The sequence below is a fragment of the Clostridium sp. AM43-3BH genome, assembly GCF_003479985.1.
In the GTDB taxonomy this organism is placed as follows: Bacteria; Bacillota; Clostridia; order Lachnospirales; family Lachnospiraceae; genus Otoolea; species Otoolea fessa.
In genome coordinates this window covers 27,800-45,562 of the sequence record NZ_QUIH01000001.1, presented here as the reverse complement: position 1 = coordinate 45,562, position 17,763 = coordinate 27,800, and the positions used below count along the sequence as shown (strand labels likewise).

13 protein-coding genes are annotated in these 17,763 nt (G+C 51.4%); 1 reads left to right on the top strand and 12 read right to left on the bottom strand.

What is annotated here, in order from left to right; genetic code table 11:
• Positions 1–121 precede the first annotated feature (121 nt).
• From DW931_RS00175 to DW931_RS00130, 10 genes are all read right to left on the bottom strand, one after another.
• A complete protein-coding gene (locus tag DW931_RS00175; protein WP_107001569.1) occupies positions 122–1,228 on the bottom strand; it encodes a BMP family ABC transporter substrate-binding protein in 1,107 nt (368 codons plus the stop codon).
• 441 nt (positions 1,229–1,669) lie between these two features.
• Entirely contained in the window at positions 1,670–2,962 is a 1,293-nt protein-coding gene (gene eno, locus DW931_RS00170; protein WP_118293432.1) for a phosphopyruvate hydratase, read from the bottom strand.
• Between the two features lie 58 nt (positions 2,963–3,020).
• Positions 3,021–7,718, bottom strand: a complete 4,698-nt coding sequence (locus tag DW931_RS00165; protein ID WP_107001571.1) for an acyl-CoA dehydratase activase — start codon at positions 7,716–7,718, stop codon at positions 3,021–3,023.
• Between the two features lie 394 nt (positions 7,719–8,112).
• A complete protein-coding gene (gene hflX / locus DW931_RS00160) occupies positions 8,113–9,363 on the bottom strand; it encodes a GTPase HflX (RefSeq protein WP_107001572.1) in 1,251 nt (416 codons plus the stop codon).
• A 14-nt stretch (positions 9,364–9,377) separates the two neighbouring features.
• The gene (locus tag DW931_RS00155) at positions 9,378–10,187 is read right to left on the bottom strand and encodes a tetratricopeptide repeat protein (protein ID WP_107001573.1); all 810 of its coding nucleotides are present in this window, start codon (positions 10,185–10,187) and stop codon (positions 9,378–9,380) included.
• A gap of 18 nt (positions 10,188–10,205) precedes the next feature.
• On the bottom strand, positions 10,206–10,637 hold the full coding sequence (locus DW931_RS00150; protein WP_107001670.1) for a dUTP diphosphatase: 432 nt from the start codon (positions 10,635–10,637) through the stop codon (positions 10,206–10,208).
• A 301-nt stretch (positions 10,638–10,938) separates the two neighbouring features.
• Positions 10,939–12,120 carry a sodium/glutamate symporter gene (gene gltS / locus DW931_RS00145; protein WP_107001574.1) on the bottom strand — a complete coding sequence of 394 codons (1,182 nt, stop codon included), beginning with the start codon at positions 12,118–12,120 and terminating at the stop codon, positions 10,939–10,941.
• Between the two features lie 181 nt (positions 12,121–12,301).
• Complete coding sequence (gene scpB / locus DW931_RS00140) at positions 12,302–12,910, bottom strand: SMC-Scp complex subunit ScpB (RefSeq protein ID WP_118467432.1); 609 nt, start codon at positions 12,908–12,910, stop codon at positions 12,302–12,304.
• Positions 12,894–13,712: a segregation/condensation protein A gene (locus tag DW931_RS00135; protein WP_107001576.1), complete on the bottom strand. Its 819-nt coding sequence runs from the start codon at positions 13,710–13,712 to the stop codon at positions 12,894–12,896. The genes scpB and DW931_RS00135 overlap by 17 nt, the downstream gene beginning before the upstream one ends.
• A gap of 160 nt (positions 13,713–13,872) precedes the next feature.
• On the bottom strand, positions 13,873–14,814 hold the full coding sequence (locus DW931_RS00130; protein WP_107001671.1) for a metallophosphoesterase: 942 nt from the start codon (positions 14,812–14,814) through the stop codon (positions 13,873–13,875).
• Positions 14,815–15,104: 290 nt separating this feature from the next.
• On the opposite strand from DW931_RS00130, the gene DW931_RS00125 reads away from it, so the two are divergent.
• Positions 15,105–15,914 (top strand): YihY/virulence factor BrkB family protein, encoded by an 810-nt coding sequence (locus DW931_RS00125; RefSeq protein WP_118482223.1) that lies wholly within the window; start codon positions 15,105–15,107, stop codon positions 15,912–15,914.
• Here DW931_RS00125 and DW931_RS00120 read toward each other — a convergent pair.
• Both DW931_RS00120 and rlmD read right to left on the bottom strand, forming a co-directional pair.
• Positions 15,892–16,269, bottom strand: coding sequence for a hypothetical protein (locus DW931_RS00120; RefSeq protein ID WP_107001672.1), 378 nt, complete (start codon positions 16,267–16,269; stop codon positions 15,892–15,894). The two genes, DW931_RS00125 and DW931_RS00120, sit on opposite strands and share 23 nt — an antisense overlap.
• A gap of 24 nt (positions 16,270–16,293) precedes the next feature.
• Positions 16,294–17,673, bottom strand: a complete 1,380-nt coding sequence (gene rlmD / locus DW931_RS00115; RefSeq protein ID WP_107001578.1) for a 23S rRNA (uracil(1939)-C(5))-methyltransferase RlmD — start codon at positions 17,671–17,673, stop codon at positions 16,294–16,296.
• Positions 17,674–17,763 lie beyond the last annotated feature (90 nt).

The window sequence follows — 17,763 nt, the reverse complement described above, 5'->3', positions numbered from 1 at the left end:
GGAAATGCCTGACGGCTCTTTCCAAGAAAAAACATTTTGTTGAAAATGAAGGGGAACCTGAAAGAATTCAGATCCCCCTTCGCCGCCAGGTTTCACTCGCTCCCGGCCTTGTCTTTATCAATTATGCCTGTGGGCCAAATCCTTCATAGTTTTCAACTACGATCTCGCCGGATTTGATCTTCTCGGCAAGCTCATCACACTTATCAACGATATCCTGCGGGAATTTGTCGCCCAGAGATTCTTTGATAACAGAGAAATCGGTCAGGCTGACACCGCCGTCCTTCAATGCCAGATATTTGGTTGTGCCGCCCTCAAAAGTTCCCTCTACTGCAGACTGGATAACCAGATAGCAAGCATTATCAACTCTCTTAACCATGGAAGTAAGAACATGTCCAGGCTGATCGGAATCCTGGTTTAAGTCAACGCCGATTGCGTATTTGTCAGCTTCTTTTGCACCTTCCAGAATACCAACACCGGTACCGGATGCTACGTTCATGACAATATCAGCACCCTGCTCATACTGTGCTAACGTCAGCTCTTTACCCTTTAACGGATCCGTCCAGCTTCCTGCAAAAGCCTGAAGAATCTTGATATCCGGATCGATATACTTCGCGCCCTGCTCATAACCTGTATAGAAGTCATGAAGTACCGGAATATCCATACCGCCTACCCAGCCGATGATATGATCTTCATTGACATTCGGGATATCGGTCTTGGTGGTGAACATAGCTGCTGCCGCACCTGCCAGGAAGGAGCCCTCATTCTGAGCAAAGCTGATGGACTCAACGTTCGGCAGATCAACGGTTGTATCGATAACTGCAAACTTGGTATCCGGATAACTGGATGCATTCTCAGTGATATAATCTGCGATGTTGGAAGAAGCACCGATGATTAAATCGTAGCCGTCATCACAAGCCTGAAGTAGGTTTGCTTTCCACTCTTCAGCAGTGGTACCCTCAAGGCTCTTAAGCTCGATGCCGAAATCCTCAACTGCTTTCTGTGCACCCATGTTGCAGGAGTCATTGTAGCTCTTATCACCTAAGTTGCCGGTGTAGACAACACACACACGAAGCGGTTTGTCAGATTTCTCTGAAGCGTCGGCTGCCTTTGTCTCGGTATTGCTGCTGTCAGCTGCCGTTGTCTCAGCGGTACTTCCGCCACCGCCGCAGGCTGTTAAGCTGGCACACATTGCTGCTGCAAGTACAATGCTTAATGTTCTCTTTCTCATTCTTTCATCCTCCTTTTTATGTGAAATACGTTATCCGCCGGACCATTCCTTTAGTAAAACGTTTTTCCATTCGTTCAAAAAAAATAAATCCTTTTTTCATATTTGCTTTACAGTTATTTTACAATCATTCCCACTGTTTTGTCAATAAATTTCGTATAAAAACGATTATTTTTTAAAATATTGTCAAACTTTTAGCAATATTCCTTTTTTCGGTCTTATGCAAAACAAAAAGGAATACGTTTCTCTCCGTCCTGGTTGTACGGTAAAACGCATTCCTTTTCAAAGTTGTATTCTATTTTCCTTTGTTTCGACGCCATCCGGCATTTCCCCAGATGATTTTTGTCTGTTTCTGAGGAAATGCATTCGTTTTCGGAACAATTCACACATTTCATGCAATGTAACAGATTGCTTGTCTGCACGATATCTCGCAAAAAAGACAACTTAATTTTTATTAAATGCCGCCTTCCCCGGATACTGTGCGCCGGTTCCCAGCTCTTCCTCAATCCGCAGAAGCTGGTTGTATTTTGCCACGCGCTCACTCCGGCTCGGTGCGCCCGTCTTGATCTGGCAGGTATTCAATGCGACCGCCAGATCTGCGATCGTCGTATCCTCGGTTTCGCCGGAACGGTGGGATACAATCGCCGTGTAACCTGCCTTATGTGCCATCTTGATTGCCTCCAGTGTCTCGGAGACGGATCCAATCTGGTTCAGCTTAATCAGGATCGAATTGCCGCAGCCGAGACGGATACCTTTTTCCAGGCGTTCGGTATTTGTTACAAACAGATCGTCGCCGACCAGCTGCACCTGTCCGCCGAGTTCTGCGGTCATCTTCTGCCAGCCTTCCCAATCCTCCTCGTCCAGACCATCCTCGATCGAGGCGATCGGGTATTTCCCGCAGAGCTGTTTCCAGTGTGCGATCAGCTCCTCGGAGGTGAAGTGTTTGCCACTCTTCGGAAGCAGATATTCGCCCTTCCTGCCGCTCTTCCACTCACTGGATGCCGCATCCATCGCCAGGACAAAACTCTCGCCCGGCTTATATCCGGCTCTCTCCACTGCCTCTAAGATGCACTGGATTGCTTCTTCGTCACTTCCCAGATCCGGTGCAAAACCGCCCTCATCACCGACAGAGGTTGCCAGTCCGCGCTCTTTAAGCAATGCTGCCAGTGCATGGAACACCTCGGTACACCAGCGGAGTCCCTCACAAAAGCTCTCTGCTCCAACCGGCATAATCATGAACTCCTGTACATCGATGGTGTTTGCCGCATGCGCGCCGCCGTTTAAAATGTTCATCATCGGAACCGGAAGACGGTTTCCAGACACACCGCCGAGGAAACGGTACAGCGGGAGACCATACGCATTGGCTGCTGCCCGTGCGTTCGCGATCGAAACCGCCAGGATCGCATTCGCGCCCAGCTTGGATTTATCCTTGGTTCCGTCCGCCTCGATCATCGCTTTATCAACCGCATAGACGTCCGCCGGATCCATGCCCCTTAACACCTCTGCAATCACGGTATTCACATTCTGGACTGCTTTCTGTACGCCCTTTCCGCCGAAACGCGACTTGTCGCCGTCTCGCAGCTCCAGAGCCTCAAATTCACCTGTCGATGCACCGCTCGGTGCCGCGCCGCGTCCTATGCTTCCGTCTGATAGATAAACCTCCGCCTCCACGGTTGGATTTCCTCTCGAATCAACAATCTCCCGTCCAATCACCTTTTCAATTTCCAGATGTTTCATAGCTTGTCCCTTTCCGCCGCGTGGGCTTATGTGATTTCTATTTTTGTCTAACCCGAAATCAGGAAACTTTCTGCTTTTTATTATCGGCGTTTTTCTGTTTTCTATTCATAGTCTCCACGGGGCTTCTCTGCCCCACGTCCGGCAGGGCAACCGTGTCCACGCTTCTTTCTTTCACATTCATAATCAGCATCTGCAGGCGGTTTTCCAGATTGGCAAAGCTCACATCCGGATCGTAGTCAAGCGGCAGGATCTGGGCGTCCGGGTACATTTCCCGCATTTTTTTTACGATGCCGCGTCCTACCACATGGTTTGGCAGACAGCCAAATGGCTGTAAAATCACAAATGCCCGGCAGCCGTGCGCCGCATGGTGCAGGATCTCACCCGGAATCAGCACGCCCTCGCCCGCATCAAAGGTGTGCGGGATGATCGGGTCACTTTCCTTTACCAGTTCCGGCAGGCGGCAGACAGGCGTATAGAGCGGATGCTGTTTCGCTATCCGATCCGCTGCCGCGTGCGCAGCGTCAAATACCCGGTTCGCCACATGGTACCAGTTTTTCTTGACAAACGGCTTTTTCAGATGATACGTCCGAATCTGCTCATCCTGGCAGAAATACGTTTTCCGGATAACATCCGTCATCCGCGCCTCAATAATCTCAAATCCATTTTTCTCCAGGTAGCGCTCAATCTCATGATTCGCGCCCGGATGGAAATTGAGGAGATACTCGCCGATGATCAGGACGCGCGGGCGCGGCTGGCTCCGGTCATATTCGATCGCATTCATCCGCTGGATCGCCTTTTTAAAGCCTCGCAGAGCGCCTGAAAGCCCATGCTGCTCCAGACCATCCACGACGAAATCCATCGCCTCGCCAAATGCCTGATCACTGCTTCCGGAAACTTTCTCATACGGGCGGATCTTGCGAAGCAGCTCTTCCAGAATATCGATCATCGGAAGCGCTCCCGCCAGACGGATCGCCGACACAAGGTTCATCCGGAAGCCCGGATGCAGATCATGATAATCGACGTCATCGTTCGTCAGAATCGCCACCTCCGGGTAGCCGGCGTCGTCAAGCGCCTTGCGAAGCAGCGCACTGTAATGGGTCAGGCGGCAGTCACCGATGTATTTTCCCATACCGATCGCCGTCTCAGATGGCACATACTGACCACTCCGAAGTGCTGCCAGCGCCTCGCCGATGACAATCTGCGCCGGGAAACAGATATCGTTGTGGACATACTGCTTTCCGAGGCGGATCGCCTCTTCCCTGCCGACCGCCAGCGGAACTGCCCGGATTCCCTGTGTCTTCAACGCCGCCGACATAATCCGGCAGAACGCGTGGGAGGTGTTCGGGACCAGAACCGTGCGCTTCTTGCGGTCTTCCACCTCAAATTTAACCGGATATGGATCCGAAAGTTCGTGAACCTGCCAGGATTTTTGAATGTCTGGTCCCAGCGCAGCCGTCCCGCATTCATTTCCGCCGCCCGCATTCTCCTGTCGGCTTGTTCCAGGCTGGTTTTGCAGCCTCTCCGCCATCTCCCGCTTCTTCCGCCGCATGTTGATCGTCTCCAGGAAGGAACGCACCCTGATCCGCAGCGGTCCCTGTACCTCGCTCTCGTCAAGTTTCAGGATCAGCGGTGATTTTCCGGAGATTCCCCGCATCATACGCTGGATCTCATCCGACAAATATGCATCATGCCCGCATCCAAAGCTTACAAACTGGACATATTCCAGATTCTGGCTCTGTGCCGCCAGAACCGCGGACGCCAGTATCCGCGCGTGGTAATTGTTTACGACATCCAGACGGCTGTGGCTTAAATCCACATTTTCAATGCCCGGAACAGAATCTGCCGTCAGAACCGGAACGCCAAACTCGGTCAAAAGCTCCGGCAGGCTGTGGTTGACAAGCGCATCATTCTGATACGGTCTTGACGCCAGCACCACCGCATAGCGCCCCTCTTTTTCCACCTCTTCCAGAACCTTCGCTCCCGCCTCTTTCAGGCGGCTCCCAAACTGCCGCATCGCATCATTTCCTGCAAGAACCGCCTTTTTCGTTTCCGACGGCTGGATGGAAAATGTCTGTTCCATATATGTAATAAGCTGACGTTCTTTATCTTCCTCCCTGTACCAGTAAAATAACGGTGCATCAAACGGAATGCCCCACTGTTTCTCCGGAGAATCCGAGTTGCGGATCACAAGCGGATATCCCTTCACGACTGCACACATGGACTCGCTCGTTGATTCCGTATTTTCCGATCCGATCGCCGCAATCGACGGCATAAAAATACGATCCACTTTCTTCTTTACCAGATCGCGGATATGCCCGTGCACCAGTTTTGCCGGAAAGCAGACGGTATCTGAAGTTACCGCGCTTAAGCCTTCCTCAAACATCTTGTGCGTGCTCGGGGATGAAATCTGAATCTCAAAGCCCAGCGAACGCCAGAACGTCGTCCAGAACGGCATCGTATCCCAGAAAGCAAGGACGCACGGCAGACCGATGGTTATATTTCGCCGCACAGTATCAGACACAGCATTCGGCACAAAACCAGTCTTAGCGGATGCCCGCTCTGAATGACTTTTTGCAGACGATGCATCCCCCTCTTCCGCTTGATCCAGATAATCTGCAAACAGGAGTTCTTCCCGCAATTTATAGAGATTTGGCACTTTATTCCGGTTTTCGGACGCTATTTTCAGTCGCTCGCGCACTTTCACATCCTTCGGATCGCCAAGAATCTCGCCCCGCTCACAACGGTTGTTCGTGATCCATGAGGTTCCATTCGAAAACCGCACCACCGCACGCTGACAATGGTTCATACAGAACGGACACGGCACGTTCGCCTCCTGCTGCCAGGTCAGGGACTCCATTTGATCCAAACTGGTAAAATGCGGCTGTTTCCGGCTCCTTGCCTCTTCCTTCGCTAAAAGCGCCGCACCGATCGCCCCCATAATGCCCGGATACGGCGCCCGGATCACCGGGCGGCCGACATACTGTTCCAGCGCACAGAGAACCGCATCATTTTCAAACGTTCCGCCCTGTACCACAATCCTCTTTCCCAGGGAATCCAGATTCGACACACGGATAACCTTTGTAAATACATTTTCAATGATCGAACGGCACAGCCCCGCCATGATGTCCTCCGGCAGCTTTCCATTTCTCTGCTCCGTCACGATACTGCTCGTCATAAAGACGGTACAGCGGCTTCCGAGCGCAGCCGGATGCTGCGAAGAAAATGCCTTTTCAGCAATCTCCCGCGCCGGAATATGCAGGGAGGATGCAAAATTTTCCAAAAAAGACCCACAGCCGGATGAGCAGGCTTCATTCACGACAATATTTGTGATAACGCCATTATCCAGCCAGATTGCCTTCATATCTTGACCGCCGATGTCCAGAAGAAACGTCGCATCCGGCGTGTATTTTGCCGCCGCACGCGCATGTGCCACCGTCTCAACCGCGTGTGTCTCGGCCGAAAATGCGCGTGAAAACAGCATTTCTCCATAACCGGTCGTCCCGGCTGCCAAAATCTCCAGCCGCACGCCGTGGGACGCATACTTTTCCCGCATCGCAATCAGTGCTTTTTTTGCCACCGTCAGCGGATCGCCTTGATTCGGCGCATAAAAGGAATCCAGAAGTTCCTCATTCTCATCTAACAGGACAAATTTTGTCGTCGTACTGCCCGAATCAATACCCAGATATGCCCGCAGCGTACTGCCTGGCTGCGGATATACTGTTTTTCGTTCCGGGCGTCTGTGTCTCTCCTGAAATTCCGTCTGCGCCGCCTGGTCGGCAAAAAATGGACGGGAACGGAACGTGCCCTCCGCCATCTCATCGCCATTTCCGGCTTCACTTTGTTTCTTTGCTTCCTCGCGCGCCGCACGCACCTTCTCGATCCGATCTAACAGTCCGTCTGCCGTGGCGAGCGCCTCTTCCTTCGAAAAAAGCTTCACTGCCGCACGCGCCGCACCGCAGGCAATCAGAAGTTCCGGCCGGTCCGGACTTAAAATTTCCTCCGGCCGAAGGTCCAGACGTTCAGCAAACACGCGCACCAGCGTCCGGTTAAAGGTCAGCGGACCGCCCTCAAAGACGACCGGCTTCTCGATCGAAAGTCCCTGTGCCAGACCGCCGATCGTCTGTTTGGCAATCGCATGGAAGGAGGAAAGCGCCAAATCTGATTTTTTAACCCCCTGATTTAAAAGAGGCTGGATGTCGGTCTTGGCGTACACGCCGCACCGTCCGGATATATCATATACGGTTGTTCCCTGTGCCGCCAGCGCGTCAAATTCCTCAACCGGTGTCTTAAGAAGAGAAGCAATCTCATCCACAAACGCACCTGTACCGCCAGCACAGCTTCCGTTCATCCGCATATCTGCGACCTGCAGCTCGCCCGTCCGTTTATCCCTCTGGAAAAAGATAATCTTCGCATCCTGTCCACCCAGCTCGATCGCCGTTCCGATTTCCTCGTACATGGCTTTCAAGGCGATCGAGTTCGCCACTACCTCCTGTACATAAGGGATCCCCAGCTCTTCCGAGAGGTGCTTTGCGCCCGAACCGGTCATCGCCGTCAGAAATGACCGCCCCGCAAGCGTCTCTTTCACCAATTTTACAGCTCTCGACACACTCTGAAGCTGATCCGAGTGATGGCGTGTATAGTCCGAAAACAGGACTTTCCCCGTTGCCACCTCCATCACTGCCACCTTCGTCGTCGTTGAGCCAACGTCAATTCCGACGAGAATCTGTTCCTGTCTGTTTTGTCCCTTCTGTTCCATTCTGTATATTCTAACTCCTTTATCCCAGATGTCTGCAAACTTGTGCGGTCATTCTATCCGACACAAGCAGCCTGCGCCCTGTCATCTCTTTTCTCTTCATCTTAACAACTTCTTAGCATCCGCCAAAACATGAAGAAGAGGCATACGGTTTTTCCCCGCACACCTCTTTACCGTATGGATCTGTACGCATCTGCCTTCCAGCATTCTGTACAGCCATAAATATGCTACATTCTAACAAATTTAAAATAAAAAGTCAATTCCCGGGAATTTCAAAGGTGCCGTAAGAAAACGTGGTGGCAGCAGGAATTTGCCGTATTTAAATGCGAAGCCACGGCAAATTCCGTTACTGGGCACGTATACGTGAACCGTAACACGGTAACCTATCATCTGCCTGTTAGCGCATCAGCCCTGCGTAGAGCTCCGTCGGCACATACGCCTCCACGTAAATGCCATCCTCCCGGTACTCTTCTTTTAAAAGCTGACCGTATTTGCGGATCGTCTGGATGCGTCCGGCTTCCTGGTAGGAAAATACCTTTTCCAGATAAATCTTGCGGTTTCGCAGAATCATTTCCAGAATATCCTTCAGCTCATCCAGCCCCGCGCCCGTCTTCGCAGAAATCTGCACCTGATAATCAGAATGCAGATCTTTCAGCGTCTCCGGATGCTCCACCTGATCCATCTTGTTAAAGACTGTTACCACCGTCTTATCGCCGATCTCCAGCTGACGCAACGTATCATATACGACATACATCTGCGTGTCCATCTGCGGATTCGACGCATCGACCACATGGAGGACAATATCGCTATAACGTGCCTCCTCCAGCGTACTCTTGAACGCCTCGATCAGATGGTGCGGCAGTTTGCGGATGAATCCGACCGTATCTGTCAGCAGGATCTCCTGTCCGCTCGCCAGCTTTAATCCACGCGTCGTCGGATCCAGCGTCGCAAACAGTTTATCCTGTGCCAGGATTCCTGCACCCGTCAGGGTGTTTAAAAGCGTTGACTTACCGGCATTCGTGTAGCCGACGATCGCCGCCGACAGCGTATATTTCCGGTCGCGCTGTTTTCTCGTCACCTCGCGGTGGCGTTTGACATCTTCCAGTTCCGACTTTAGCTGCCCGATCCGCTCATGAATCAGACGGCGGTCCATCTCCAGCTTCTTTTCACCCGGTCCTCTCGTACCGATACCGCCGCCCAAACGGGACAGGGAACTGCGCAGACCGACCAGGCGCGCTGCGCGGTAACGCAGCTGTGCCAGCTCAACCTGGATTTTTCCCTCGCTCGTCGTCGCATGCGCCGCGAAAATATCGAGAATGACCATCGTCCGGTCCATTACCTTCGTATCCAGCGCCGATTCCAGATTGCGAAGCTGTGCCGGGGACAGTTCATCGTCGCAGATCACGCCGGTTGCGCCCATTTCCCAGACCATCTCCCGCAGTTCCCCGATCTTTCCACTGCCCAGATAGGTGCCTGGATGAATCTTCTCCCGGTTCTGCACCAGACGCCCGATCGCCGTCGCTCCGGCGGTATCCGCCAGCTCCTCCAGCTCATCCAAGGACGCCTCCGTATCATCTTCATCAGAGGTGCTGACCGCCACCAGAATGACGCGCTCCTCCAGTTCTTTCATATCGAACAATTCTGCCATATTACCTCCAATATTTACCGGCTTTCCAGAAAACGGATTTCCCTCTGCACCTCCGGTGTGTCCGCACCGGCTGCCTGGCACTCCTTAAACTGTTCCAGCGCCTTCGCAAAATCGCCCTCTTTCTCATAGAGAACCGCAATATTCTGCCGGATTACCAGCGCCGTCTCACTGTCCGCCAGCGAAAGCGCCTCCTCATAATGGGACATCGCGCTCTCATAATCGCCAGCCTCCATTTCACTGATCGCAAGCTGATTATAAATCTCCGGCCCCGACACGCCGCGCTCGATCGCCTGATTGCAGTACTGGGCTGCGAGCTCACTATCCCCGGCATCCCGCGCCGCCGACGCAAGCGCCGTAAACGCCAGACTCACACCCGGAGCCGCGGCGCTGCTCTTTTTGCTGTTCTTCGCCTTTTCCTCCGCTGCCGCAAAATCCTTTTCGGCATCCTCCGCCTGTCCGGCTGCTGCCTCCGATGCCGCTTTATAATAGAGGTATTCCGCTTTTCCGCCGTCTACCTCCGCCAGAATTCCATAGGTCTGCGTTGCCGCCTTATAATCCGCCAGTTTGTATTCTGCCTCGCCGCGGTATTTTAAAACATCCAGCTCAAAAGAATTGACGATCCCATCGCTCTCATCCAGCGCTTTTCCAAACGAATCAATCGCATCCTGATAATTACCTGCATTTAACTGCTCGATTCCGGTCATACGCGCCTCTTTCGCTTCCTTCGATTCAGCGCCGCAGCCGGAAAGGATGCCCAGTGAAAGCACCGCTGCTGTCAGAAAAAGACTTGTTTTTTTTCGTTTTAACCTCTTTATCTGCTTCATTTTTACCAAACCTTTTTATTAATTCTTTCCCGTACTTCCGATGCCGCCGCGATCTTCATTGTCAAGCTTCTCCGTCTCCTCAAATATGATCTTCGGCTGATGCTCCATGATGCGGAACTGACAGATGCGGTCATTGACATGGATCACTGTATCACGCAGCGCATATGCCGGAAAATGCCACTGATCGTTGTCTCCACAGTAACTCTCATCGATCACACCCATATGATTGGTCTGGATGATGCCGAAATTTTTAAAGGTACTGCTACGCGGAACTACATGCGCCTCATAGCCCTTCGGCAGCTCCATCGCCACGCCAAGCGGAATCAGGGCAAAATCACCCTTTTTCAGCACCACCTCACGCGCCGCACGCAGGTCGATCCAGTCAGATTTGCCGTCAATGTAGGCGAGGCGGTCAATGGCGTCTGTGAAATATTTGATCTTTATGTTCATGCTGTTCATATCTGTATGAAATCCTTTCTTATGTCACATTTTATCCGGTAATGGCTGCCTTGCAAGTTTGTTTTTCACAAAGCACCTCCCCGAAAAATATTTTTCAACTTTCCAGTTTCTCTATAATACCACACGCGCGCGTTTTCCGAAAGTATTAATTCGTGCAGGCACGGACTTTCGCTCGTTGCACGCGAAAAATCCCGGCGGCCTGGAAATCCAGAACCGCCGGGAAGGAAATAGGTTGGAGCTACTTCAATATCAGAATATTTTAAATGGATACTTTGCTGAACCAGCCGTCAAATTATAAGAGGTTCATGAAAGTAGTCAGTACCATGGAGTTAAAGAAGTCTACGAATAAGCTTCCTACTAACGGTACGATGAAGAATGCACGCGGAGCCGGACCATAGCGCTCTACCAGTGCTCTCATGTTTGCCATTGCGTTCGGGGTTGCGCCCATACCGAAACCACAGAATGCGGTGGTCATTGCAGCTGCCTCGTAATCACGGCCCATGATGTTGAATACAAGGAAGTTTGCATACAGGAACATAACAACCGTCTGAACTAACAGGATAACAATCATCGGAAGCGCCAGAGCTGCTAACTGCCACAGCTTCAGGCTCATCATTGCCATCGCTAAGAACAGGTTCAAGGACAGACCGCCCAGTGCGTCAACTTCTTCCATCGGAAGATCTTTGTGCTGTACATCCCAGATGTTACGGATAGCGGCTGCTGCCAGCATCGCACCGATGTAAGTCGGGAATGTAAGACCAATGCTCTTAAAGAACGCGAAAATGAAGGTACCAACACCGATTGCAACTGCAAGGAATACAGCCGCGGTGGTGAATTTCTGACCGTCGATCGGCGATGCTACTTCGTCAACTGCATTGCCTTCCTCGGCTGCGGTTGATTTCAGATGGTGTTTCTCAACACGGGCACGGGCGATAGGACCACCCATCATACTGCCGGATACCAGACCATATGTAGCGGATGCCAAGGCAACTGTAGTTGCGCCTACAACTGCGTATTCCTGCTCCAGAAGCGGTCCGAAGGAACCACTCGTTCCGTGACCTCCAACTAACGGCATAGAACCCATACATAAGCCGAGAAGCGGATTCAGACCAAACGCTGCTGCCAGACCGCTGCCGACTGCATCCTGCACGATACAGATACCAACTGCCAGCGCCAGGAACATAAATACCTGAACGCCGCCCTTCTTTAACAGACGGAAGCAGGCGGTAAAACCGACGCTGCAGAAGAAGATCGTCATAAATACGCTCTGTAAGGTTGTATCAAAGGAAAGCTCCAGAACTCCTGTTGCATACAACGCCAGATGAGCGAATGCAAATACGACACCGCCCGCAACCGGAGCCGGTATACAATACTTGCTCAGGAAGGGCAGCTTTTGTACAAGCAATCTTCCCAGACAGTAGACCAGTGCGCCAAGAGCACACGCCTGATACATATCAAGCTCAAGTGTCAACATAAACAATTCCCCCTTTTGTTTTGCTGGCTTCTTTCATTTATGTAGCGATTTGAAAGAGCTGCTTGTTTGTTTGTGTTGACCTCATTTTCCACGTTGGCTACAAAAAGTTACAAGAAAATACAGAAATATGATGTTAAGAATCTGTTAATGTCAGAATTGAATGAATATTGTTAAGAAAACGTTAATATTTCATTTCCTTCTCTGCCTCTTCCGGCAGTTTCCCCTCAAACTTCAGCTCTTCCTCCGCCTCCATGCGGAACTCGTCGATTCGTCCCGGTGCCGGTTCCGGCAGTTCTTTCGTCGATCCGACTCCAAACCGGCGCAAAAATTCCTCCGTCGTCGCAAACAATGCCGGACGTCCCGGCACATCCAAACGCCCTACCTCGTAAACGAGATTGTACTCAATCAGTTTATTGACCGCGTGATCCGATTTAACCCCGCGGATCTTTTCAATCTCAAGCTTCGTGATCGGCTGTTTATAAGCAATGATCGAGAGTGTCTCAAGCACAACATCCGTTAAAATCTGCTTCTTCGGCGTCGCTGCCACCCGGATCAGATTCTCATAATATTCCGCGCGGGTCGCCATCTGCCAACTGTCCTCCAGCTGCGTGATCTGCATGCCCCGCTTTTCTGCCTCATAACGGCTCTGTAATCGTCTGACCGCCGCTTCCGCGCGCTCTGTATCCGTCCCGAGCGCCGCCGCAAGCTGGCGCAGCTCAACCGATTTTCCCATTGTAAAGAGAACCGATTCCACGATGGCTTCCTCGCGTTTTTCATCTAATTCTGGCATACTCTTCTCCTTCCTCCGTCGAAAGTTCCAGCTCTGCCTCGCCTTCCGTTTCATCCACATCCACCGTATCGAGCTGCATCTCATCAAACAATTTTTCCTGCACCAGATGAATCCGTCCCATCTTCATCAGCTCCAGCACTGCCAGAAACGCCACGACTATCTCCAGGCGATCGGATTCCCTCTCCAGCACATCGCTGAATTTAAAATGACGGTGTTCCCGCGCATAAGAAAGCACCGACCTTACCTTCTGCTCCAGGCTGATCGGTTCCCTGCGGATCGTACTGAACCGGCTTCGCACCGGGTCAAGCTTATTGGCATTCCGCTTCATGACCGCGTCAAACACTTTCTGCAGCTTTGCCAGCGTCAGACCATCCAGAAGCTTGTCCAGATCCAGCGGTTCTTCATATTTCGCCACCTCCCGGGGAATCGTCGGTTCCTTAAAAAAGAGAAGCTCTGCCTCCTGCTCCCGCTCTTCCAGCTCCTGCGCCATATATTTATACATCTTATATTCCAACAGCCGGCGCACCAGCTCGGCGCGCGGATCTTCCTCGTCTTCTTCCTCTTCTTTTTCCACCTTCGGAAGGAGCATCCGCGATTTGATGTCCAGAAGCGTCGCCGCCATCACCAGAAAATCGCTGACCACATCCAGATCCTCATGATCCATCTGATTAACATATTCCAGATACTGCTCCGTAATCAGGACGATCGGAATATCGTAGATACTTACTTTATTCTTTTCAATCAGATGAAGCAACAGGTCCAACGGTCCTTCAAAATTATCTAATTTATAGGAAATTTCCATTCTTTCCGAACTCCTTCTTTTAGCCAGCTTTTTCTACAATCATATACCAAATTCCGTATACATCCACCTGTGCCGAAGAGTTATTCCTGCTGCCACCACGTTTTCTTACGGCACTTTCGGTTCCAAAAGTGCCTACCCGTGTACAATAACCAGAATCTCTCTATTGTTTTCCCCGCAACGTCACACAAACCAGCTCTGGCCGGTCATTCAGCCGCACATTGATCGAATGCGTCCCAAGCCCCCGGCTGACGATCATCGTCTTTCCGTCCGCATCAAACCGTCCGGCGCACCATGGCAGGAAAAACTGGTACTGCGGCGTCATCACGCCTCCCAGCCCCGGGATCCGGATGGTTCCGCCGTGGAAATGTCCGCAAAGCGTCAGATCCGCGCCCCATTTCCGGCAGGTCTCAAAAAAGAGGGGAGAATGAAATAATAATATCTCATACATTTCATGTCCGGCTTCCCGCTCCTTTTCCGCCAAGTCAGGAAAAAACGATTCTTTCATCTGTTGAAAACACGTCTTCTCTGCCGCAGTTCCAACCCGCTCTGAAAGCTCTTCCATCGGCAGTTCCGGCACCGTGAAATGATGCTTATAATATATCTCCCGCAAATTGCACCCAGTCACCCGGATCCACGGATTGATCTCCTCGCTCCGATCCGACAAATAATGAACCCCCAGACGTTTTAATTCCATCTGGAACCGATCATACAAATCTCCGTACACATCCCGCTCCCGATTCATCCGCTCCTCATGATTTCCGTTCGCATAGTAAACCGGCACAAAGGAGGTCAATTTTTCCAGAAGCGATACCGTGACGGTTAAATCACCTTTTCCCTTACAGACCATCATATCGCCGCCGATCAGCACCGCATCCGGCTTGAATGTGCGGATCGCCGCCACCAGCGGCTCATTGTCCGTTCCATACACATTATCATGCAGATCCGACAAAAATACGCAGCGGAACGCAGCGCCATCCGGCAGCTTCGGACTCTCTATCTCATACTGGTCGGTCACAAAATGTTTTTTTTCATATTCCGAGCGGAGCAAAAGCCCCACTGTCACGGCTGCCAGTGCCGCCGCACATGCTGTGATTGCGATCATTTTGTTTCCTCCCATGTCCCATTTTCCAATTGGCTGCCGGCTGATTTTTGCTGCTGTCCGCATCACTGCCATCCTTATGCCCTGCAGACCCGAATCATTTCTATCCTGTTATCATACGGGAAACCGGTGTTTTCGTCAAGACAGGCAAATCCGTTGCTATTTTTTCGACCTCATGATAATATACTTTTAACAACACTGAAATGGCATTCACCTATCGTCAGCCATTTTTCAAAGGGAAATGAGCCAGTTACGGATATTTTCTTAATAACATAAATCAAGCGAGGTTTTTCATGCTTTCTTTTCTCCTGAACTGTAAACGGATTTACAACGATTTCATTAAAGACGAAGTCACGGTGTACGCCGCCCAGGCTTCTTTTTTTATCGTTCTCTCTGCCGCACCTTTTATCATGATTCTGCTGACGCTGATCCAGCTCATCCCCGCCGTCAGCCCGGAGGATCTGATGCACGTGATGACACAGCTTCTTCCCTCCAGCATCCACCCGCTGATTGAATCGGTAATCCAGGACATCCAGACTGTATCCCCGGCCGCCCTGCTCTCGGTTACCACCGTGGCAACCATCTGGTCGGCTGCCCGCGGCATGCTTGGGATCGAGCGCGGCTTAAACCGGATCATCGGCTGCCGCAAGCGCAGAAATTACCTTTTAGGACGTATCATCAACTCTGGCTATACCATCGTTTTTCTCCTGATGTGCATTTTCTCCCTGGTTCTGATGGTGTTCGGTTCCTCCCTGCAGCGCCTGCTATTCTGTTACTTTCCGATGCTGGACAGATTCGTTTCCTGCCTGATTAGTCTCCGGACGTTTCTTGCGCTGGCGCTGCTGACGCTCTTTTTCGTCGCGCTGTACACCTGGCTGCCCTATGAACGGCAGGATATCCGTCTCCAGCTTCCCGGTGCGCTGATTTCCACCGTCGGATGGATCGGATGTTCCTACGGATTTTCCATCTACTTCAACCATTTCAGTAATTATTCTTATATGTACGGCAGCTTGACCGCCGTCGTGATCCTGATGCTGTGGCTGTACGCCTGCATCTGCATCCTGTTTTTCGGTGCGGAAATCAACCAGCACTGGCGCAGATAATCCCCAGCCTCAGGAACACCGGATACAGATAGCTTGCCCCAAACACTCCCAGCTGCTTTGGTCCGGTCACGCAGCCAAGCTCCTGCGCTTTTTTATACGCCACCAGGATGCTTGCACGCGTGACCGACTTTTCTTTCCGGCTGACAAACATCTCGTTGCCCCGGATCGTGTACGAATATTCCAGCCCTTTCGCCGTGTAAAATATTGCCCCTTCAAATGCAAGAATCGCTTCCCACAGGGCATCCGGCGTCTGCTCGCGCAGTAAAGTCTCCCTCTTCCGGCGCTGCACAGCTGTCTCCTGTACCTGACAATCTGCTGTATCTGGTTTTATTTCATTCTCTTTTGTTTCATCCATTTTTCCCACATCCATTTTGGGATCTTATTTCTTCCGCGTCAATGAAACCACCGTCTCACAATTGGCAGTATGCGGGAACATATCCACGCAGCACACCTTATCCACCTGATATCCTGCCGCCTGGATCGGTTCCAGATCCCTCGCAAGGCTGGTTGGTTTGCAGGACACATAAACCATGTGGCTGACGCCAAAATTCAAAATCTTTCCGATCGCCTTCGGATGGATTCCGTCGCGCGGCGGATCCAGAACGATCAGATCCGGCTTTTCTTCCAACTCGTCCACCACCTTGAGGACATCCCCCGCCAGAAATTCGCAGTTGCCAAGTCCGTTGCGCGCCGCATTCTCACGGGCTGCCTCGACTGCTTCCCCGACAATCTCCACGCCGACTACTTTCTCCGCCACCGGTGCGAGGATCTGCGCGATCGTGCCGGTGCCGCTGTAAAGGTCAAATACGACTTTTCCCTTCGTCTCACCCACATACTCACGCGTTTTCTCGTACAGCACCTCCGCGCCCAATGAGTTCGTCTGGAAAAAAGAAAACGGCGAGATCTGGAACCGCAGCCCTAAAAGCTCTTCGTAAAAATGCTCGCGTCCGAACAGAATGTCCGTCCCCTCATCTTTTACGGCATCCGCCAATGTATCATTTTTGGTATGCAGAATGCCCGCAAAGCTTCCCTCCATAGGAAGTGCCTGAAGGCGCTCCGTCCATCCCCGTAAAAGTGCTTCCTCGGTTCCCTCAAAGGTATCCGTCTGTGTCGTCGTGATCAGATCGACCAGAATCTCCCCTGTCTTGATCGCACGGCGCACCAGAAGATGGCGCAAATAGCCAGTATGCTGCATTTTTTTATAAAATCCAACTTTCTTTTCCTCAAAATATTCTTTTGTACAGACAAGAATCTTGCAAAAATCCGGATGCACGATATGGCATTCGTCGGTTGTAACCACATCATAAAAACTGCCGCGCTTGTGCATTCCCAGCGACATAGGACCATCCTTGACCTCATCACCGAAAGAAAACTCCATCTTATTCCGGTAGCCCTGCACCAGCGGGCTGCCTAAGATGCCCTCAAACTCATATTCCGGACATACCGCATCCAGAAGGGAACGAACCTGTTTTTCCTTGATCGCAAGCTGTTTCTCATACGGAATCGGCTGATAAAGACATCCGCCGCAGATACCAAAATGCGGGCATATATCCTCTGCCGTCTCTAACTTTGAGTGCTCGACAACCTCCAAAAGCATACCCTCGCATCGGCCGCCGCGCTTTTTATTGATACGGAACCGGATCTTCTGTCCCGGAAGCGCATTTTTGACGATCGCTTTCTCTCCATCTATCACAACTACGCCCTTATTTGGAAACTCAATCCGTTCTACAGTTCCTTCGTAAATCTCACCTTTTTTCATTGATAACTATATAGCTCCTTCTCTCAGTGGCTTTTACCGCACTATAATCACCAACTGCAAATGATTTTTCAACTCACAGCTAATTTTCAT